Origin of the sequence: Pseudomonas sp. ATCC 13867 (genome assembly GCF_000349845.1) — a bacterium.
GTDB lineage: Bacteria > Pseudomonadota > Gammaproteobacteria > Pseudomonadales > Pseudomonadaceae > Pseudomonas.
This window is the reverse complement of sequence record NC_020829.1, coordinates 5,563,180-5,582,403: the sequence shown is the minus strand read 5'-3', so window position 1 is coordinate 5,582,403 and position 19,224 is coordinate 5,563,180. Positions and strand designations below refer to the sequence as shown.

Below are 19,224 nucleotides of genomic sequence, written 5' to 3'. Positions count from 1 at the left end.
GGCGCTGGAATGGATTCCTACATTGCTTTCACGCAAGAGTAACTGGTTGACGCAACAGATATTTTTCGCGACACACAGATTTTTTATCAAGAAATGTCGCGATTATTTGTCATTCGTCATGAATTGCCTTGTAGCGCTGCTCCAGTTCCTGGCGAATTTGCCTACGCTGCTGTGCCTGGGCGAAGCGACGTTTCTCGTCCTTGGTCTGCGGCTCCAGCGGCGGCACGACGATGGGGTTGCGACCGTCGTCCAGCGCCACCATGGTGAAGAAGCAGCTGTTGGTATGACGCACCGACTTTTCGCGGATGTTCTCGGTGACCACCTTCACGCCGATTTCCATCGAGGTGCGCCCGGTGTAGTTCACCGAGGCGAGGAAGGTGACCAGTTCGCCGACGTGGATCGGCTGGCGGAAGATCACCTGGTCCACCGACAGGGTCACCACGTAGTGGCCGGCGTAGCGGCTGGCGCAGGCATAGGCGACTTCGTCGAGGTACTTGAGCAGGGTGCCGCCGTGGACATTGCCGGAGAAGTTGGCCATGTCGGGGGTCATCAGGACGGTCATGCTGAGCTGGTGGTTGCCGGGTTCCATGCTGTTCTCTGTGGCGGATGGAGAAAGGACCCACTCTGGACGCACCGGGGTGGGGCTGGCGACACAGTTTTTTCTATACCGCTCATTGGCCGTGGACGCCAGTGGGGATCGGCAGATGCAAAACGGGCGGCCACTGGCCGCCCGTTGTGTTGGCGCCGGGTCAGCGTCCGGCGGAGAGGCCGAAGTCGATCGCCAGGTCCGCGCCGGTGATGGCTTCGGATTCCGGCTTGCACAGGTACCAGACCAGTTCGGCGACTTCTTCCGGGCGGATGAAGCGCGATGCCTTGCCCTGTGGATAATCCTTCAGCAGGGCGCGCTTGTAGCTGTCCGGGTTGCCCTGGCCGTAGCGCTCGGCCTGGTAGTCGAGCATCGGCGTGGCGATGTCCGCCGGGGAGATGGCGTTGACCCGCACGCCCGCCTCGGCCAGTTCCAGCGCCAGGGTGCGGGTGAGCATGGTCAGCGCCGCCTTGCTCGCACAGTAGGCCGCGGAGCCGCGATAGGCCTGGCGGCCGGAGTCGCTGGAGATGTTGACGATGCAGCCGTGGTTTTCCTTGAGGTACGGCGTCGCCGCCTGGCACATGTAGAAGGCGGCCTTGAGGTTCACACCCATCACCAGGTCGAAGTCGTCCTCGTTGAAGTCTTCCACCGGGCCTTCGCGCCAGACGCCGGCGGCGTTCACCAGGGCGTCGAGGCGGCCGGTGCGGGCGAGGATGTCGGAAACCAGGCTGTGGCAGTTGTCGGCGCGTCGCAGGTCGCCGACGGCGGTGGCGTCCAGCGGTACCTGGGCATTGAGCGCATGCAGGCCGGCCTTGTCCACGTCGGTCGCGGCGATGCGCCAGTGACTTTGGGCGAAACGTTTGGCGATGGCTTTTCCGAGGCCACCGGCGGCGCCGGTGATCAGTACGACAGGAGTGCTCATTGTCTACGGGTTCTCCCTGCCTGAGAGAGGACGGCGGCCGGCAGGCAGTACCGGCGGCGCCGCTTTGACCACGGAAGGCGCATCCGCGCCCCGTGCAATTACAGACCAAGAAAAGACCAGATTCTTCAGTCTGACAGGGTAAATTTTTCGTAAGGCTGTCGTGTGTCAGTGGGGCGTGGCGAACTGTGCGGTTGGCGGAGGTGGGCAACTCCCCCGCGCGCCGGCTGACCTGTAGGAGCGAGCTTGCTCGCGAACAAGCTCTGACGCGCGCACCTTCGCGAGCAAGCTCGCTCCTACAAAAGCCGCTCGGCCGTGCAGGGTTGTCTGCCCATACGCCTGCGATCACGCGTGATGCAGATACCAGCGCCAGTCCTGCTCGCCGACCTCGCCCATGAACTGGCGGAACTCTTCCCACTTGATCGCCAGGAACACCTTGAGGAACTCCTCGCCCAGCGCCTCGCGGGCCCAGTTGGAGGCCTCCAGCGCGCGCAGCGCGGTGAGCCAGTCGGTGGGCAGGAACTCGGTGGCCTGCTCGTAGCCGTTGCCGACGATGGGCGCGCCCGGGTCGATCCGTTCGCGGATGCCTTCGTGGATCGCCGCGAGGATCGCCGCCGCGGCGAGGTAGGGGTTGGCGTCGGCGCCGCAGATGCGGTGCTCGATGTGCCGGCTCTTGGCCGGGCCGCCGGGCACGCGGAACGACACGGTGCGGTTGTTCACCCCCCAGCTCTTGGCCAGCGGCGCATAGCTGTTGGCCTGGAAACGGCGGAACGAGTTGGCGTTGGGGCAGAAGATCGCCAGGGAATCCAGCAGGCGCGCCATCATGCCGCCGATGGAGTGGCGCAGCAGTTCGGTGCCGTGAATGTCTTCGCTGGCATAGAGGTTGTTGCCCTGCTCGTCGGCGAGGCTGACGTGCAGGTGCATGCCGGAGCCGGCGCGGTCGCCGAACGGCTTGGCCATGAAGCAGGCCTGCAGCCCGTGCCTGTTCGCCACGCCCTTGACCAGGCGCTTGTAGCGCACGCCTTCGTCGATGGCCTGCATGACGTCGAAGCGATGCTCCAGTGTCAGCTCGACCTGGCCCGGCGCGTACTCGGAGATCGCCGTGCGTACCGGCAATCCTTGGACTTCGCAGGCGGCATAGAGGTCGTCGAGGAACGGCTGCAACTGCTCCAGCTCATACACGCCATAGACCTGCGGCGCCTCCGGGCGGATACCGTTCATCTGCAGCGCCGGCTGCGGGCGGCCGTTGGCGTCGCGCTGCTTGTCCAGCAGGTAGAACTCCAGCTCCACCGCCATCACCGGGTGGAAGCCGTCGGCCTTGAGCCGGTCGACCACGCGGGACAGCGCCTGGCGCGGGTCGGCGGGCGTGGCGGGCAGGCCCTGGGTCGGGTGCATGCTGACCTGCAACTGGCCGGTGGGGCTGGCGCGCCAGGGTTGCAGGGTCAGGCTGCCGGGCAGCGGGTAGGTCCAGCAGTCGGCGTCGGCCACTTCCCAGACCAGCCCGGTGCCTTCGACGTCCTCGCCCTGCACGGTCAGCGCGAGGATCGAGCTGGGCAGCGGGCGGCCGTTGTCGTAGATCGCCAGCAGCTCGTCGCGATGCAGCAGCTTGCCGCGCGGGATGCCGTTGGAGTCGATGATGAAGAGTTCGATGCTGCGCACGTCCGGGTGGGCGGCGAGGAAGGCTTCGGCTTCCTGTCGATTGGCGAATTGCATGGTGGTCCTCGGTGGCGCGGTGCGCCGGGAGTATTTGCTCTTCGTAGGAGCGAGCTTGCTCGCGAACGCTCTTCTGCGAGTCCGCTGCTGGGCGGGTTCGCGAGCAAGCTCGCTCCTACCGGGTCAGGTCAGGTGTTGATCAGGCCTCACGCGCCCCGGGAATCGCCAGCAGCTCGCTGATGCCTGCATCGAGGGTCTCGATCAGGCGATCCACGTCCGCCGCGGTGGTGTCCGGGCAGCACAGGGTCATGTTGTGGAACGGCGTGATCAGGATGCCGCGGTTGATCAGGTACAGGTGCAGGGCCATCTGCAGCTCGTCGTGGAAGGCCGCTTCGGCCTCGGCGCCGGTGCGCGGGGAGACGGGGCAGAACTGGAACTCGCTGCGCGCGCCCAGCTCGGTCACCGACCACTTCAGGTCGTGCTTGGCGATCAGCGCGCGGAAGCCGTCGGCCAGGCGCCTGGCCAGCGGCAGCATGTGGTCGTAGGCCGCCTGGGTCATCACCTGTTCCAGGTTGGCGCGCATGCAGTGCATGGCCAGGGCGTTGGCCGAGAGGGTGGTGCCCATGCCGCTGTGGCCGTGGCCGTGGCTGTCTTCCCGGGCGCTCTGGCGCGAGGCGGCCATGCGTTCGGCCATCTCCGCGCTGCAACCGAAGATGCCGCAGGGCACGCCGCCGGCGATCGGCTTGCCGACCACGAAGAAGTCCGGGTCGAGGTTCCACAGCTTCGTGCAGCCACCGATGTCGGTGGAGATGGTGTGGGTTTCGTCGATGATCAGCAGCGCGCCGTACTGGCGGGTCAGCTCGCGGCACTTCTGCATGAAGCCCGGATCGGGCAGGACCATGCCGATGTTGGTCATCGCCGGCTCGCACAGCAGGGCGCAGATGTCGCCCTGGGCCAGCGCGGCCTCCAGCGCCTCGACGTCGTTGAAGGGGATGGAGCGGCTGTGCTGGGTCAGGTCGTAGGCCTGGCCGACCAGGCCGGAGCGGTGCACGGTCTTGCCGTCGCGGTAGCGCACCATCACGTCGTCGACGGTACCGTGGTAGCAGCCGTCGAACACCAGCAGGGTCTTGCGCCTGGTCACCGCGCGGGCCCAGCGCAGCACGTAGCGGTTGGAATCGGTGGCGGTGGCGGTCACCTGCCAGTAGGGCAGGCCGAAGCGCGCGGCGAGCAGTTCGCCGCAGACCACGGCGTCTTCACCCGGCAGCATGGTGGTCAGGCCGCGTGCGCCTTGTTCGGCGAGCGCGCGGGCGATCGGCGCCGGCGAGTGGCCGAACATGCTGCCGGTATCGCCCAGGCAGAAGTCCACGTAGTCATGGCCGTCCACGTCGTAGAAGCGGGCGCCCTGGGCGCGTTCGACGAACAGCGGACAGGGCGTGGACCAGTCGGCCATCCAGTGCATCGGCACACCGGCGTACAGCGACTTGTGCGCACGCTCGGCAAGGGCGACGGACTTGGGATTCTGTTCCAGGAAGCGCTGGCGCTCGCGGGCGGTGAAGAGATCCACGGCCGGTTGGGCGATTCCGCTGGCGGTCATGTTGCACACCTCGTTTGTTTTTTTGCACATCTTCTATTTGTGATCACAAAAAAGTCAATACAGGCAATTTCCAGCCTGATAATCTGCCCTGTAAATAATTCTGTGATCACAAATTGAGGTTATCCACATGGACGAATCCTCCTGGGCCGGACAGGTCGCCCTGGTCAGCGGTGCCGGCGGCGAGTCCGGCATCGGTTTCGCCGTTGCCCGCCGGTTGGCGCTCAACGGTGTGAAACTCCTGCTCAGTGCCAGCAGCGAGCGCGTCCACCAACGGGTGGAAGCGCTGCGCGCCGAGGGCTTCGAGGCGCGGGCGATGCCAGCCGACCTGACCCGCGAGGACGAGGTCCGCGCGCTCGCCGAGTGGGCGCAGGCGCAGTGGGGCCGAGTGGATATCCTGGTGAACAACGCCGGCATGGCTATGCAGGGTAGTCCGGAACCGTTCGCCGAGCTGGCGGACATGGACCTTGCGACCTGGAACCTGTCGCTGGCGCGCAATCTCTCCAGCGCCTTCCTGCTCACCCGCGCGCTGCTGCCGTTGATGCTGGCGCGCGGCTACGGACGCATCGTCAACGTCAGCTCCACCACTGGCACCCGCGGCAGCAATCCGGGCGAGTCCGCCTACAGCGCGGCCAAGGCGGGGATGCTCGGCATGAGTATGGGCCTGGCCCTGGAAGTGGCGCGGCGCGGGGTGACGGTGAACAGCGTGGCACCCGGCTGGATCGCCACCGGCTCCAGCACCGAGGAGGAAAACGCGGCCGGACGGCATACGCCGCTCGGCCGTTCCGGGCGACCGGAGGAGGTGGCGGCCGCCGTCGCCTTCCTCGCGTCTCCCGAAGCCAGCTACATCACCGGCGAAGTGCTGGTGGTGGATGGCGGCAACTGTCTGATCGAAAACAAGGGATACGCACGATGATGCACGACTGCAGCCTGACCTTCGCCCAACTGCCGGCGCCGCCGGCCGGCCGGGAGTGAATCGCGATGGCCGACAACCTTCAGCAACAGCTGTACCAGAACCTGCGCCAGGCCCTGCTGAGCGGGCGCTTCCAGCCCGGCGAGCGGCTGAAGATCCGCGACCTGGCCGAGGAATGGGGCACCAGCCCGATGCCGGTGCGCGCGGCCCTGCAACGGCTGGTGGCCGAGGGGGCGCTGGAGGGCGAGCCGCAGCGCTCGCTGCGGGTACCGGTGATGACCCGCGAACGCTACCTGCAGATCCTGCAGGTGCGGCAATCGCTGGAGGGACTGGCGGTGGAGGATGCGGCCCGGCGCCTGCGTCCGGCGGACATGGACGTGCTGCGCGCCTGTGCCGGGCGCATGGAAAGCGCGCTGAACGCCCGCGACGTCCAGGGTTATCTCGACGCCAACAGTCAGTTCCACCTCACGCTCTACAGCGCTTGCGGCAACCCGACCCTGCTGCGCATGATCGAGGCGCTCTGGCTGCAGGTCGGGCCGTTCTTCAACCGCCTGTTCACCGAGGCCGACCTGTCGCTGCGCCTGAACGATTTCCACGAAGACGCCCTGCACGCCCTGGAGCGTGGCGATGGCGCGAGCGCGCGCAAAGCCATCGAGCAGGACCTGGGCTATTGCGGCCAGTACCTGCTCAATCTGCTCGAACTGGAGAGCGGAGGACGACTGGGGGCGCGCTAGGGCCCGCAGCAAAGCAGATGGGATCGGCCAGGAGCATGGGCGCTGCGCTCATCTCTTCGCCGATCGGCGTCTCACCGTGTCGGCACTCAGGGCGTCTTGATGAAGCGGACGTTGTCCTTCTTGATCAGGATGGTTTCGCCATTGAGTTGCTCGAATTCGTAGTAGTCATTGTATTTGTCGTAATCAGAGTGATCCTTCACCAGGATTTCGCTGCCATCCTGCAGCGTCACCACGGCCTTGTCGGCGCATCCGGCGAGGCCGAGCAGCAACAGGCTGGTGAACAGGGCTTTGAACTTCATAGCGTCTCCACAACAAGGCATCGTGCCTGGCCTGGACAGCAAGGGCCGAAGGTACGGTGAGTTGCCAGTGAGACAAGCGAAGTGTCAGGAAATTCCGAAGCTTCGGTTCAGGTGTCGAGCCATACGTCGCGTGCCCAGGTCCACACCGAGTCCCAGGTTTCCTCGGTGAGTTCGCCGTCGGCCCATAGCACCACTTCGCCATCTTCGCCCACCGCATAGTAGTCGTCACCATCGGCGCAGAGCGGTACCAGCTCGCGCGGCAGGCCCATCGACCAGGCTACGGCGGCCACTTCCGGCAGGTAGGTGTGGCTGTGCGGATCGGTCACCGTGACCGGTTCCAGGCGCCCATAAATCACGTCGCTGACCTTCAGCAGAAATTCGCGAAATTCCGACGGAATGCCTATCAGCAGGGCTTCTTCGATCTCCACCAGCAGTTCTTCGTCCGGCAGTTCCAGCGGGACGGGAACCGGTTCGTTGGCTTCACGGAGCAGCTCGATCACATCTTCCACGGGCGAGGCCTCTCTACGTCTGGATAGTGGCGCGCTTTATACAGTAGTAGCCGGCACTTGGCGCAAGACCACCGCCGTGGCGGCGGCCGGACGGGCGGTTCCGTCGCTACAGCCGGGCAAGAGTGCCCTCACCCCAGCGCCCAGAAACGAAAAGGCCCGGCCAGGGCCGGGCTTTTCCAGTGTCATGCGCAGGATCAGTTCTGACGGATGCCCGCCACCAGCCAGGGCTGGTTCTCACCCTGGGCGCGCTCCATGCGCCAGCTTTCGCTGAAGGGCTCGCCCTGGTCGAAGCGCGAGGACTTCGACACGCCGCTGAAGGTCAGGGTGGCAACGGTCTTCTCGGCCTGGTCGTCGACGCCTTCGAGCTGCACGTCGAGGTTGTCGATGTAGGTGGACTGGTAGCCGTCGCCCAGGTCGGCGCGTTCCTGCTTGAGGAATTGCAGCATCTGCGGGGTGACGAACTCGGCGATCTTGTCCATCTCGTTGGCATCCCAGTGCTGCTGCAGGGACATGAAGTGTTCGCGGGCGGCGCCGACGAAACGGGCTTCGTCGAACCAGCTCGGCGCGTTGATCACCGGACGGGAGTCCATCACCGGGCGCGAGGCACCACCGAAGATCGACGGCGGAGCGGCGGGCGTTTCACGCTGCATCGGCGCATGGCCGGCCATCGCGGGCTGGTGACCCTGCTGCTGGCGGCGACGCGAGGCAATGAAGCGGAAGGCGATGAACGCGATCAGGGCGATGATCAGGATGTCGAGGAACTGCATGCCCTGGAAGCCGTCACCCATGAACATGGAGGCGAGCAGGCCACCGGCGGCGAGGCCGGCCAGCGGGCCGAGCCAGCGCGAGGCACCGCTCTTGGCAGCGGCGCCGGCAGCGCCTGCGGCGGCACCGGTCGCGGCCGGGCCGGTGGCGGTCGGGGAATTCGGGGCGGCGTTGGGTTGCGCCTGGCGGGTCTGGTGGCTCGGCGCCGAGCCCATGCTCTTGCCGCCACCGAAACGCTTGGCGGCATTGACGTCGAGGCTGAGCGTCACGGCGACACAGAAGGCCATGGCAAGGCTGAGAAAGCGCTTCATGGTTGTCATTCTCTTGGTTGGTATACGACGCGCGTCATGTTGCCGAGCATCGCGGTCCACGGCCAGCCGGATTTTGTTTCGCGCTATTGCCCTGCCCTCAGGACAGGGGATTCCCTTTCCAAATCAGTCTGTTACTGATTCTTTCAGAACCGCCATGCGGCGGGGCCCGGTGGTAGGCTTCGCTGAGCGAGGCCGTCAGCCGCGCGTTCCCCCCAGAACCCCACGCGCGAGGACCGCCGACCATGCATGCCATCGATTTCATCCAGGACCTCGCGGTGATCATGCTGATTGCCGGCTTCGTCACCATCCTCTGCCATCGCTTCAAGCAGCCGGTGGTCCTGGGCTACATCATCGCGGGCGTGATCATCGGCCCGCACACCCCGCCGTTCGCCCTGGTGCACGACGAAGAGACGATCAAGACCCTCGCCGAGCTGGGAGTGATCTTCCTGATGTTCTGCCTGGGCCTGGAGTTCTCCCTGCGCAAGCTGTTCCAGGTCGGCGCCACGGCGTTCATCGCCGCGTTCCTGGAAATCACCCTGATGATCTGGGCCGGCTTCGAGATCGGCCGGCTGTTCGACTGGAACACCATGGACTCGCTGTTCCTCGGCGCGATCCTGGCGATGTCCTCCACCACCATCATCATCAAGGTACTGGGCGACCTGAAGATGAAGAACGAGCGCTTCGCCCAGCTGATCTTCGGCGTGCTGATCATCGAGGACATCCTCGGTATCGGCATCATCGCGCTGTTCTCCGGCATCGCCGTGAGCGGCACGGTGGAGGCCGACCAGGTGTTCTCCACGGTCGGCAAGCTCAGCCTGTTCATGGTCGTCGCGCTGGTCGTCGGCATCCTGCTGGTGCCGCGCCTGCTGGCCTACGTGGCGAAGTTCGAAAGCAACGAGATGCTGCTGGTGACGGTGCTCGGCCTGTGCTTCGGCTTCTGCCTGCTGGTGGTGAAGCTGGAATACAGCATGATCCTGGGCGCCTTCCTGATCGGCGCGATCATGGCCGAATCGCGCCAGCTGATCCAGATCGAACGCCTGATGGAGCCGGTACGCGACATGTTCAGCGCGATCTTCTTCGTCGCCATCGGCCTGACCATCGACCCCAGGGTGCTGGTGGACTACGCCGCGCCAATCCTGGTGATCACCCTGGTAGTGGTCGCCGGCAAGCTGGTGTCGTGCGGCGCTGGCGCCTTTATCGCCGGCAACGACGGGCGCACCTCGATGCGCGTGGGCATGGGCCTTTCGCAGATCGGCGAGTTCTCCTTCATCATCGCCGCGCTGGGCATGAGCCTGGGCGTGACCAGCGACTTCCTCTATCCGGTGGTGGTCGGCGTGTCGGCCATCACCACGCTGCTGACGCCCTACCTGATCCGCTCGGCCGACCCGCTGGCGCTGTACCTGGGGCGCAGCCTGCCGTCGCCGATGGTGCGGGTGTTCAGCCTGTACGGCGAATGGCTGCGCAGCATCAAGCCGCGCGGCGACAAGGCGATCCTCGCCGGGATGATCCGCCGCATCCTGCTGCAGGTGGGGGTGAACCTGACCCTGGTGATCGCCATCTTCTTCGGCCTGGCCTACTTCGCCGGGACGATTTCCCAGTGGCTGGCCGATATCGTCGAGCCGGACGCGCTGCACAAGGCGCTGATCTGGGGCGCCGCGCTCTTGCTGTCGCTGCCGTTCCTGATCGCCGCCTACCGCAAGCTCAAGGCGCTGGCGATGCTGCTGGCGGAAATGGGGGTGAAGGCGGAAAGCGCCGGACGCCACACGGCCCGCGTGCGCCGGGTGATTTCCGAGCTGATTCCGCTGCTGTCGCTGGGCGGCATGATGCTGCTGCTGGCGGCGCTCAGTTCGAGCATCCTGCCGCCGGGCGAGCTGCTGGTGGTGGTGGCGCTGATCGCCGCATTGGTGATCGCAGTGTTCTGGCGCTGGTTCATCCGCGTGCACTCGCGGATGCAGGTGGCGCTGATCGAGACCTTCGAGCAGAACGGCGGCGGGCAGCATTGAGCCCCGTACTGATTGGAATGTGCTGTAGGAGCGAGCTTGCTCGCGAACCAGCTTCGCCGCGGAGGTTGGTTCGCGAGCAAGCTCGCTCCTACGAAGAGCAAAGAAGCGTCAGATCGCTTCCAGCTTCGCGTAGCCCATCATCAGCCACTTGCTGCCCTCGCTGTCGAAGTTCACCTGCACCCGGGCCTGGGCGCCGGAGCCTTCGAAGTTGAGGATCACGCCGTCGCCGAACAGCGGGTGGCGCACGGACTGGCCGAGGCTGAACGGGGTGTCGGGCACACCGGCGCCGGCGAACAGGTTGCCGCTGTACTGGTTGCCCGACAGCGGACGGCTCACCGAGTTGGACAGGCGTACTTCCTGGATCAGGCCCGGCGGGATCTCGCGGACGAAGCGCGACACCTTGTTGTAGGTCTCGCTGCCATACAGGCGGCGGGTTTCCGCGTAGGTCATGACCAGGCGCTGCATGGCGCGGGTGATGCCGACGTAGGCCAGGCGGCGTTCTTCCTCGAGGCGGCCGGGTTCTTCCAGGCTCATCTTGTGCGGGAACAGGCCTTCTTCCATGCCGGCGAGGAATACCAGGGGGAACTCCAGGCCCTTGGCGCTGTGCAGCGTCATCAGCTGGACGCTGTCCTCGAAGGCATCGGCCTGGGTGTCGCCGGACTCCAGCGCGGTGTGGTCGAGGAAGGCCACCAGCGGCGGCGTGTCCTCGTCGTCCGGGGTCTCGAAGGCGCGGGCGGCGCTGACCAGTTCCTCCAGGTTTTCCACCCGGGCCTGGCCTTTCTCGCCCTTCTCTTCCTTGTGGTAGGTGATCAGTCCGGACTGCTCGATGACGACCTGGGTCATCTGGTGCAGCGGCATGCCTTCGACCTTCACCGCGAGCAGGTCGACGGTCTCCAGGAAGCCGTTCAGCGCGCTGGCGGCGCGGCCGGCCACGGCCTTGGCGGCGATCACGTCGTTGATCGCGCGCCACATCGAGGTGCCGTTCAGGCGCGCGGCGTTGCGGATCGCCTCGACGGTCTTCTCGCCGATGCCGCGCGGCGGCACGTTGATCACCCGTTCCAGCGCGGCGTCGTCGTCGCGCAGGCGGATCAGGCGCAGGTAGGCCAGGGCGTTCTTGATCTCGGCGCGCTCGAAGAAGCGCTGGCCGCCGTAGATGCGGTAGGGGATCTTCTCCCGCAGCAGCGCCTCTTCCAGCACGCGGGACTGGGCGTTGGAGCGGTAGAGAATGGCGATTTCGCTGCGCTTGAGACCGTCCTTGCGCAGGGCGTCTTCGATCGTTTCGACGATGTAGCGAGCCTCGTCGTGCTCGTTGAAGCCGGCGTAGAGGGTGATCGGGTCGCCGTCGACGCCGTCGGTCCACAGCTCCTTGCCCAGGCGCCCGCTGTTGTTGGCGATCAGCGCGTTGGCGGCCTTCAGGATGGTCGCGGTGGAGCGGTAGTTCTGCTCCAGGCGGATGTCCTGGGCATCGTGGAAGTCGTTGGCGAAGCTCAGGATGTTCTCGATCTTCGCGCCGCGCCAGCCGTAGATCGACTGATCGTCGTCGCCCACCGCCATCAGGCTTTCGCCGCCCTTGGCGAGGAAGCGCAGCCAGGCGTACTGCACGGCGTTGGTGTCCTGGAACTCGTCCACCAGGATGTGGCGGAAGCGCCGCTGGTAGTGCTCCAGCAGGCTCGGACGGTTGCGCCAGAGGTCCAGCGAGCGCAGCAGCAGCTCGGCGAAGTCCACCACGCCGGCACGGGCGCAGGCTTCTTCGTAGGCCTGGTAGATGCTGACCATGGTCGACAGGTACAAGTCGCCGCCGGCCTGGATGTTCTGCGGGCGGTTGCCCTCGTCCTTCTGGCCGTTGATGAACCATTGAGCCTGGCGCGGCGGCCAGCGCTGCTCGTCCAGGCCCAGCTCGCGGACCACGCGCTTGACGATGCGCAGCTGGTCGTCGCTGTCGAGGATCTGGAAGTTCTCCGGCAACCCGGCTTCCTGCCAGTGCGCGCGCAGCAGGCGGTGCGCCAGGCCGTGGAAGGTGCCGACCCACATGCCGGCCGGGTTGATCCCCAGCAACTGCTCGATCCGCGCGCGCATCTCGGCGGCGGCCTTGTTGGTGAAGGTCACCGCCAGGATGCTGTGCGGCGAGGCGCGCTCCACCTGGATCAGCCAGGCGATGCGGTGCACCAGCACGCGGGTCTTGCCGGACCCGGCGCCGGCGAGCACGCGCTGGCGCCCCAGCGGCGCGGCCACGGCCTGGCGCTGCGGGTCATTGAGGGAATTGAGCAGGAGGGAGAGGTCATCGTTCATGGGACGGCATTCTACCGACGGGCGGTTTTCCCCGGCAAACCGGCCCGCCGTCCGGCGTCTTCCCGACGAAAGTTGGGAGGGCAAGCAGCCAATTGCCATCATCCTGCTTGGGTGGGGCAACCTCCTCGGGTATGCTCCGCCGACGCCTAGGCCAGAACCTACAAGAAAAACGCCTATGACTGCTTATGTAGAGCCTTCGGCGATCCCGGTGAGCCATGCCGAGATCCGCCAGCAGTACGCTCACGAAATTGCCGTCGAATGCACCCGCCTGCTCTACCAGGGCTCGCGGGTGCCGACCTTGCTCATGCTACTCAATGGCCTGGCCTGCGCCGGGTTGCTGTGGGACTACGTGCAGCCGGGGCTGCTGGCCGGCTGGCTGGTATGGCTGGTGCTGCTGGCCGTGCTGCGGCTGATCCAGGTGTCCGCCTTCAACGCCGCATCCGCCGAGCGCCAGGCCAGCCCGCACTGGCAGCGCACCTTCCTGTTCGGCGCCGGGGCCTCGGGCCTGACCCTGGCCTTCGCTGCCATCGCCCTGGTGCCGCCGGACGCCTTCCTCCAGCAATCCCTGGTGTTCGGCCTGATCGCCGCCGCGATTCTCTCCGCCAGCGTGGCCTATGCGGTCAGCCTGCCGGCTTTCCTGACCTTCGCCTTGCCCTGCCTGTTCCCGTCCATTGCCTATCTGCTGATCAGCGATAACCCGCTGCAGCAAGGCTGGGGCGTGCTCGGGGTGATCCTGCTGGCGGCGCTGCTGGTGGTGGTCTGGCAGATTCACCGGCTGGTACATGTCGGCCTGCTGCGGCGCTTCCAGGCCCAGGCCCTGGTGGCGCACCTGGAGCGCGCGAAGACGCAAACCGAGGTGCTGAACCAGGACCTGGAGCGCGAAGTCGAGCAGCGCCGCCGCGCTGAACGCGAACTCTGCCGCGCCCGCGACGCCCTGCAGGCGCGGGTGGAGGCGGGCAGCGCGCAGCTCAGCCACACCGAGGCGCGCCTGGCGCTGGCGCTGGAGGCCAGCGAGCTGGGACTGTGGGACTGGAACCTGCTGACCGACGAGGTACACCACTCGCACCTCGAGGAAATCTTCGGGCTGACCCAGGCGGCGGTGAAGAGCGTGCGCAACGACCTGCGCCCGCGCCTGCACCCCGACGACCTGCCGCTGCTGCGCCGGGCGCTGGTCGAGCACCTCAAGGGCCGTACCGACGGCTACCGCATCGAATACCGCGTGCGCCACGCCGACGGCCACTGGGTCTGGGTCGAGGACCGTGGCCGGGCGATGGAGCGCGACGCCCGTGGGCGGGTCACGCGGATGGTCGGTACCCGTTGCGACATTTCTACCCGCAAGCTGCGCGAGGAAGAGCAGCGTCTGGCCGCCACGGTGTTCGAGGCGGCCAGCGAAGGCATCATCATCCTCGACCCGAGCTACCGCCTGATCGCCCTCAACGAGGCCTTCACCCGCCTGACCGGCTATCGCCGCGAGGAGCTGCTGGGGCGCAACGCCAGCCGGCTGATGGACTCGGCGGAAACCCTGCGCCGCTACCAGGCGATCCGCACCGAACTGGAGCGCCAGGGCACCTGGCAGGGCGAACTGATCGAGACGCGCAAGAACGGCGAGCTGTACCCGCAGTGGCTGCAGCTCAACGTGGTGCGCGACGGCCGTGGCCAGGTGACCCACGTGGTCGGCTTCTTCGCCGACCTCACCGCCCGCCGCGACGCCGAGGAGCGCCTGCGCTACCTGTCGCACTACGACGAACTCACCGGGCTGGCCAACCGCACGCTGTTCAAGGAACGCCTGCACGAGGCCAGCCAGCGCGCGCGCCAGGAAGGCCGCACGGCGGCGCTGCTGCTGATCGACCTGGACCGCTTCAAGCTGCTCAACGACAGCCTTGGCCACGAAGTTGCCGACCAGTTGCTGCGGCAGATGGCGCGGCGCATGACCCAGACGGTGCCCGAGGCCGACACCATCGCCCGCCTGTCCGGCAACGAATTCGCCGTGCTGATCGATTCCTATGCCAGCCTGGCGGCGCTGGCGCGGTTGTCCAGCCGCCTGCTGGCCAAGCTGCGCACACCGATGACCGTGGGTGGCCACGAACTGGTGATCAGTGCCTCGGTGGGCATCAGCCTGCTGCCGGACAACGCCTGGGAAATCTCCGCGCTGATGAGCCAGGCGAACATGGCCATGCACCACGCCAAGCACCTGGGCGGCAACACCTTCCAGTTCTTCACCGACAACCTGCAGGCTTGCACCCTGGAGCGCCTGCAGCTGGAAACCCGGCTGCGCAAGGCCATCGACGAAGGCCAGCTGGATGTGCACTACCAGCCCAAGCTGAACCTCGCCAACGAGCGCCTGGACAGCGCCGAGGCGCTGGTGCGCTGGCGCCATCCGGAGCTGGGCATGGTGCCGCCCGGCGATTTCATCGGCCTGGCCGAGGAAACCGGATTGATCGGCGCCATCGGCGAGTTCGTCCTGCGCCGTGCCTGCCAGCAGGCCCGCGCCTGGCAACTCCAGGGCCATGAGCTGAGGGTTTCGGTGAACCTCTCGGTGCACCAGTTGCGTACCGGCAACCTGGTCGAGCTGGTGCGCGCCGTGCTCGACGAAACCGGCCTGCCGCCAAACCTGCTGGAACTGGAGCTGACCGAGAGCCAACTGCTGGACAACGTCGAGAGCGTCACCGTCACCTTCCGCCAGTTGCGCGAGATGGGCGTGAAGCTGGCCATCGACGACTTCGGCACCGGCTATTCCTCGCTCAGCTACCTGAAACGCTTCCCGGTGGACTACGTGAAGATCGACCAGACCTTCATCCGCGACCTGTCCGAGCGCGGCGAAGACGCGGCCATCACCCGCGCGATCATCGCGATGGCGCACAGCCTGGAGCTGAAGGTGGTGGCGGAAGGCGTCGAGCACCCGGAGCAGTTGCGCTTCCTGCGCGCCCACGGCTGCGACGAGATCCAGGGCTACCTGATCAGCCAGCCGCTGCCGGCGGAGGAGTGCCAGGCTCTGCTGGAGGAAAATGGCCGGCGCTGAGTGCGCCGGCCGGAGGGCTCAATGATGCGGGTGGTCGCCGGACGTGCCTTGCAGGACGCTCTGGTCGATCTCGTCGAAGCGCAGTACCCGTCCGCCCTCGGCATTGGCCATGCGCTCGGCGTCCGCGCGTTCGGCGAAGGAGGCGAGGGTGGCGCCCATGGCGCCGGGGCGTTTCACCCCGACCACGTAGAAGGCCGTAGTGGCGTCGATCAGGTGCCGGTCGTCGGGATGGTTCCAGTCGCTGCGGGCCATGTCGTGCACGTACAGGCGCGCGCCGCCGTGCTGGTTTTCCGGTTGCAGCCACCAGCCCAGCAGTTCGGCGGTGGAGCAGAACTTGTGCACCGAGCCTGGGGCCACGGCCTCGCCCTTCGGACCGGCGAAGTCGCTGATGATCATGCCGCAGACATGGCATTCGTCGCCGTTCTGGAAGGGCACCGGGGCGAGGTTGGCGGTCTGCTGGGCGGCATCGTCGCAGCCGCCGAGCAGCACGGCGAAAAGCCCGGCGGCAAGGCCGAGGCGAAGGGGGCGGGACAACAGCATGGGAGCTCCTTGAGTCAGATTGGGCTCGGGTCAGATCGGGCGCCGACGGAACAGCGCGTAGGCCAGGGCCAGCGCGGCCAGGGTCCAGGCGCACAGCGCCAGCCATAGCGCGGCGGGCGGCACGGCCAGGTCCCGGCCCAGGGTCAGGACGCCGCCCAGTTCGGAGCCGAAGCCGGGCAGGTTGATCAGGCGGTACAGGTCGGTGGGGTTGAGCAGCAGCAGCCAGGGCAGCAGGTTGGCGCTGAACTGGCCCTTGCCGATCACCAGCAGGGCCAGCAGGGCCAGATCGAACAGCAGCACGAAGAAGAACCACACGCCCAGCGCGAGGCCCGCGGCGGTGGATTTCTCGCTGACCCGGCTGCTCACGGCGTAGGCGATGGCCAGGAAGGTCCAGCCGAGCAGGCAGGACGACAGGATGAAACGGCCGAAGGACCCCAGCAACTGCGCCAGCGGGATGTCCGGGACCAGCACGGCAATGGCCAGCGCGGCGGCGGAGAAGCCCAGCAGGGTGGCAAGCCCCAGGACCAGGCCGTGCCCGAGGAACTTCCCGAGCAGCAGTTGGCCACGGCCCAGTGGGTAGGTCAGCAGCAGCATCAGCGTACCGCCTTCCTCCTCGCCGACGATGGCGTCGTAGGCCAGCAGCAGGGCGATCAGCGGCATCAGGAAGGTCGCCAGGCTGGTCAGGCTGGCCAGCGTGGACGGCAGCGAGGTGAAGCCGACCTGGCCGCTGGCGGCGGCGCCCAGCCAGGCGATGCCGACTGCGAGCAGGGCGAACAGCAGGCTGATGGCGAGCATCCAGCGATTGCGCAAGCCATCGGCCAGCTCCTTGCGGGCGATGTTCCAGAGCGGACTCATGGTTGGGCTCCCACGGCTTGGCCGGTGTTTTCCATGTGGTGGCGGTAAAGGTCTTCCAGCGACGGCGGCAGCACTTCGAGGTCGCTGACCCGCTCTTCGAGCAGCCTGCTGAGCACCTCATGCTGCCGTTCTTCGCCCACGCGCAGTTCGAGGCGCCGGTTATCCAGGGCCTCGATCGCATGGCCGGCGGCCTGCCAGCGCCGCGAGCCGTCGTCACCGGGTGTGCCGCTGAAGCGGATGCGCACCGGCAGCCCGGCGTCCCGGCGCAGTTCGGCCAGGCTGCCGACCGTTTGCAGCCGGCCCTTGGCGAGGATCGCGGCGCGGTCGATGTGCGATTCCACGCCGGGCAGCACGTGGGAGCAGAGGATGATCCCGGTGCCCTGCGCCCGCAGGCGGTCCAGCCACTGATACAGCTCGATCGTGGCGATGGGGTCGAGGCCGACGGTGGGCTCGTCGAGCAGCAGCAGTTGCGGCTGGCCGAGCATCGCCTGGGCCAGGCCAAGGCGCTGACGCATGCCTTTGGAGTAGGTCTTCACCCGGCGCCCGACGGCGTGGCTCAGGCCCACCTGCTCCAGCAGCTCGTCCGCCTCGGCGGACCGTACACCCTTGAGCCGGGCGAAGTGGTGCAGGGTCTCGCGGCCGGTGAGTTGAGGGTAGAAGGTTACGTTTTCCGGCAGGAAGCCGGTTCTTCGACGCACCGCCGGGTCGTCCGGCGCCTGGCCGAAGACCCGCACCGAGCCGCGGGTCGGCTGGAGCAGGCCGAGGATCAGCTTGATCGTGGTGGTCTTGCCGGCACCGTTGTGTCCGAGCAGGCCGAGCACTTCGCCGGCGTTCAGTTGCAGGTCGAGCCCGTGCAGGGCGGTGAAGCCGCCGTAGTCGAGGGTCGCGTCATGGATTTCGACGGGCTTCATGGCTGTGGCTCCTGGTTCGGCGCCCGCATCAGCGGGAAGCTGTCACGCACGCCGGGTGGGCGGGTGACCGGGAAGGCGCGCTGCACCCAGCGCAGCAGTTCGATGGCCGGGCTGGTCATCAGCAGTTGCACCTGCGGGTACATCCACAGCAACTGGTCGACCTTGTCGTTGGGCTCGTAGGCGACGTCGCCGACGCCGTCGGCGTTGCGGTCCCAGCCCAGGTAGTCGCTCCAGTAGTTGCCGTGACCGTCGGCCGACCATTCCTGCTGCCGGTTGGCCACGTACTTGACCTGCTGGCGGTTGCCGATGAAGGCGTTGCCGCTGATGCGGTTGTCCTCGGAGCCGGCGGTCAGGTGAATGCCCAGGGCGCTGCTTTCGAAGCGGTTGTTCTCGATGCGGTTGAACAGCGAGTTGTAGATGAACAGGGCCTTGCCCTCGGCCCCGGCGATCATCGCGTCGCCGCCGCCATCGCCGCTGCGGACGCTTTCCACGCGGTTGTCGGTGAGGGTGGAGTAGGTGATGTAGTTCATCAGGATGCCGTAGTTCTGGTCGTCCACCGAGCGGTTGCCGACCACGGTGAGGTGGTGGCTCTGCATCAGCGCGTAGCCGGTGCGCGTATGCCGGGTCAGGTTGCCGATCACGCGGCTGTTGTTGGTGAACATGTAGTGCACCCCGTAACGCAGGTCCTCGAAGCGGTTGTCTTCGATGGCGCTGTCGTTGGAGGTGTCGATGTACACGCCATCGCGGGTCTGGTGCACCTGGTTGCCGCGCACCAGGGCGTTCTTCACCGCGTAGAGGTGGATGCCGTTGCCACGGTCCTGGGAGCGCACGCTGGGGTCGCCCTGGATGCGGTTGTCGAGGATCTGGACGTCCTGGGTGGCGTCGAGCCAGATACCGAAGCCGATGCCCTGCAGGTCATTGCCGCGGACGATCGTGCCGGTGGCGATCTTGTCGACGAAGATCGCTGCGTCCATGTCCGTCAGGTTATGCCCCCAGTTGCGCAGGGTGCAGCCTTCGATGGTGACGCCGGGTACCCGGACATGCAGCGTGCTGCCCTGGCCCTGGCCGTCGATCAGTGCGCCAGGCGCGCAGCGCAGGTGCAGCGGCTGGTCGATGGTGAAGTTGCCGGTGTAGTTGCCGGCCGGCAGGGTGCGGATATCCCCGTCGGCCTGCAGTGGTAACTGCTCGATGGATTGCGGCTGCGCCTGGGCGCCCGCCGCGAAAAACAGTAGCGGCCACAGCAACAGGGCTAGGCTTGGCCTCGTGGGTAACATGCAATACCTTCTCATCAATGGCCCCGCCGGCGGCTGCCGGCGGGGCCAGGGGC

Annotated in this window: 16 protein-coding genes; 4 read left to right on the top strand and 12 right to left on the bottom strand. The window is 66.7% G+C overall.

Annotated features, from left to right (window positions below; all coding sequences use genetic code 11):
• Nucleotides 1-109: 109 nt before the first annotated feature.
• The 4 genes from H681_RS24970 to H681_RS24955 all read right to left on the bottom strand — a co-directional run bounded on the left by H681_RS24970 (nt 110) and on the right by H681_RS24955 (nt 4,752).
• Nucleotides 110-589 carry an acyl-CoA thioesterase gene (locus H681_RS24970; RefSeq protein WP_015479684.1) on the bottom strand — a complete coding sequence of 160 codons (480 nt, stop codon included), beginning with the start codon at nt 587-589 and terminating at the stop codon, nt 110-112.
• A gap of 160 nt (nt 590-749) precedes the next feature.
• Nucleotides 750-1,508: an SDR family NAD(P)-dependent oxidoreductase gene (locus tag H681_RS24965; RefSeq protein WP_015479683.1), complete on the bottom strand. Its 759-nt coding sequence runs from the start codon at nt 1,506-1,508 to the stop codon at nt 750-752.
• A 342-nt stretch (nt 1,509-1,850) separates the two neighbouring features.
• A complete protein-coding gene (locus tag H681_RS24960) occupies nt 1,851-3,218 on the bottom strand; it encodes a glutamine synthetase family protein (RefSeq protein WP_015479682.1) in 1,368 nt (455 codons plus the stop codon).
• 139 nt (nt 3,219-3,357) lie between these two features.
• Nucleotides 3,358-4,752 (bottom strand): aspartate aminotransferase family protein, encoded by a 1,395-nt coding sequence (locus tag H681_RS24955; RefSeq protein WP_015479681.1) that lies wholly within the window; start codon nt 4,750-4,752, stop codon nt 3,358-3,360.
• A 127-nt stretch (nt 4,753-4,879) separates the two neighbouring features.
• Here H681_RS24955 and H681_RS24950 point away from each other — a divergent pair, with 127 nt between their 5' ends.
• The gene (locus tag H681_RS24950) at nt 4,880-5,665 is read left to right on the top strand and encodes an SDR family NAD(P)-dependent oxidoreductase (RefSeq protein ID WP_015479680.1); all 786 of its coding nucleotides are present in this window, start codon (nt 4,880-4,882) and stop codon (nt 5,663-5,665) included.
• Between the two features lie 65 nt (nt 5,666-5,730).
• Complete coding sequence (locus H681_RS24945) at nt 5,731-6,396, top strand: GntR family transcriptional regulator (RefSeq protein ID WP_015479679.1); 666 nt, start codon at nt 5,731-5,733, stop codon at nt 6,394-6,396.
• 86 nt (nt 6,397-6,482) lie between these two features.
• On the opposite strand, the gene H681_RS24940 is transcribed toward H681_RS24945, so the two are convergent.
• From H681_RS24940 to H681_RS24930, 3 genes are all read right to left on the bottom strand, one after another.
• On the bottom strand, nt 6,483-6,695 hold the full coding sequence (locus H681_RS24940; protein ID WP_015479678.1) for a YgdI/YgdR family lipoprotein: 213 nt from the start codon (nt 6,693-6,695) through the stop codon (nt 6,483-6,485).
• Nucleotides 6,696-6,802: 107 nt separating this feature from the next.
• Complete coding sequence (locus H681_RS24935; protein WP_015479677.1) at nt 6,803-7,204, bottom strand: SMI1/KNR4 family protein; 402 nt, start codon at nt 7,202-7,204, stop codon at nt 6,803-6,805.
• A 194-nt stretch (nt 7,205-7,398) separates the two neighbouring features.
• Entirely contained in the window at nt 7,399-8,280 is an 882-nt protein-coding gene (locus H681_RS24930) for a Tim44 domain-containing protein (protein ID WP_015479676.1), read from the bottom strand.
• 242 nt (nt 8,281-8,522) lie between these two features.
• On the opposite strand from H681_RS24930, the gene H681_RS24925 reads away from it, so the two are divergent.
• Complete coding sequence (locus tag H681_RS24925; RefSeq protein WP_015479675.1) at nt 8,523-10,283, top strand: cation:proton antiporter; 1,761 nt, start codon at nt 8,523-8,525, stop codon at nt 10,281-10,283.
• Between the two features lie 108 nt (nt 10,284-10,391).
• On the opposite strand, the gene uvrD is transcribed toward H681_RS24925, so the two are convergent.
• Nucleotides 10,392-12,572 (bottom strand): DNA helicase II, encoded by a 2,181-nt coding sequence (gene uvrD / locus H681_RS24920; protein ID WP_015479674.1) that lies wholly within the window; start codon nt 12,570-12,572, stop codon nt 10,392-10,394.
• A gap of 175 nt (nt 12,573-12,747) precedes the next feature.
• On the opposite strand from uvrD, the gene H681_RS24915 reads away from it, so the two are divergent.
• A complete protein-coding gene (locus H681_RS24915; RefSeq protein WP_015479673.1) occupies nt 12,748-15,591 on the top strand; it encodes an EAL domain-containing protein in 2,844 nt (947 codons plus the stop codon).
• A gap of 18 nt (nt 15,592-15,609) precedes the next feature.
• Here H681_RS24915 and H681_RS24910 read toward each other — a convergent pair whose 3' ends face one another.
• Genes H681_RS24910 through H681_RS24895 form a run of 4 tightly spaced genes read right to left on the bottom strand, consistent with a single transcriptional unit; the run spans nt 15,610 to nt 19,171 of the window.
• Nucleotides 15,610-16,131 carry a nitrous oxide reductase accessory protein NosL gene (locus tag H681_RS24910; protein ID WP_015479672.1) on the bottom strand — a complete coding sequence of 174 codons (522 nt, stop codon included), beginning with the start codon at nt 16,129-16,131 and terminating at the stop codon, nt 15,610-15,612.
• Nucleotides 16,132-16,161: 30 nt separating this feature from the next.
• Nucleotides 16,162-16,986, bottom strand: coding sequence for an ABC transporter permease (locus H681_RS24905; protein WP_015479671.1), 825 nt, complete (start codon nt 16,984-16,986; stop codon nt 16,162-16,164).
• Nucleotides 16,983-17,897, bottom strand: a complete 915-nt coding sequence (locus H681_RS24900) for an ABC transporter ATP-binding protein (protein WP_015479670.1) — start codon at nt 17,895-17,897, stop codon at nt 16,983-16,985. Before H681_RS24900 ends, H681_RS24905 begins: the two co-directional genes overlap by 4 nt.
• Nucleotides 17,894-19,171, bottom strand: coding sequence for a nitrous oxide reductase family maturation protein NosD (locus H681_RS24895; protein WP_041712280.1), 1,278 nt, complete (start codon nt 19,169-19,171; stop codon nt 17,894-17,896). The genes H681_RS24900 and H681_RS24895 overlap by 4 nt, the downstream gene beginning before the upstream one ends.
• Nucleotides 19,172-19,224: the final 53 nt, after the last annotated feature.

Bases quoted from the DNA above. Each gene is read 5' to 3' on its own strand.
- H681_RS24940 (WP_015479678.1), bottom strand. From the start codon at position 6,695: ATGAAGTTCAAAGCCCTGTTCACCAGCCTGTTGCTGCTCGGCCTCGCC.
- H681_RS24965 (WP_015479683.1), bottom strand. From the start codon at position 1,508: ATGAGCACTCCTGTCGTACTGATCACCGGCGCCGCCGGTGGCCTCGGA.
- H681_RS24945 (WP_015479679.1), top strand. From the start codon at position 5,731: ATGGCCGACAACCTTCAGCAACAGCTGTACCAGAACCTGCGCCAGGCC.
- H681_RS24905 (WP_015479671.1), bottom strand. From the start codon at position 16,986: ATGAGTCCGCTCTGGAACATCGCCCGCAAGGAGCTGGCCGATGGCTTG.
- H681_RS24970 (WP_015479684.1), bottom strand. From the start codon at position 589: ATGGAACCCGGCAACCACCAGCTCAGCATGACCGTCCTGATGACCCCC.
- H681_RS24925 (WP_015479675.1), top strand. From the start codon at position 8,523: ATGCATGCCATCGATTTCATCCAGGACCTCGCGGTGATCATGCTGATT.
- H681_RS24930 (WP_015479676.1), bottom strand. From the start codon at position 8,280: ATGAAGCGCTTTCTCAGCCTTGCCATGGCCTTCTGTGTCGCCGTGACG.
- H681_RS24915 (WP_015479673.1), top strand. From the start codon at position 12,748: ATGACTGCTTATGTAGAGCCTTCGGCGATCCCGGTGAGCCATGCCGAG.
- uvrD (WP_015479674.1), bottom strand. From the start codon at position 12,572: ATGAACGATGACCTCTCCCTCCTGCTCAATTCCCTCAATGACCCGCAG.
- H681_RS24900 (WP_015479670.1), bottom strand. From the start codon at position 17,897: ATGAAGCCCGTCGAAATCCATGACGCGACCCTCGACTACGGCGGCTTC.
- H681_RS24910 (WP_015479672.1), bottom strand. From the start codon at position 16,131: ATGCTGTTGTCCCGCCCCCTTCGCCTCGGCCTTGCCGCCGGGCTTTTC.
- H681_RS24895 (WP_041712280.1), bottom strand. From the start codon at position 19,171: ATGTTACCCACGAGGCCAAGCCTAGCCCTGTTGCTGTGGCCGCTACTG.
- H681_RS24955 (WP_015479681.1), bottom strand. From the start codon at position 4,752: ATGACCGCCAGCGGAATCGCCCAACCGGCCGTGGATCTCTTCACCGCC.
- H681_RS24950 (WP_015479680.1), top strand. From the start codon at position 4,880: ATGGACGAATCCTCCTGGGCCGGACAGGTCGCCCTGGTCAGCGGTGCC.
- H681_RS24960 (WP_015479682.1), bottom strand. From the start codon at position 3,218: ATGCAATTCGCCAATCGACAGGAAGCCGAAGCCTTCCTCGCCGCCCAC.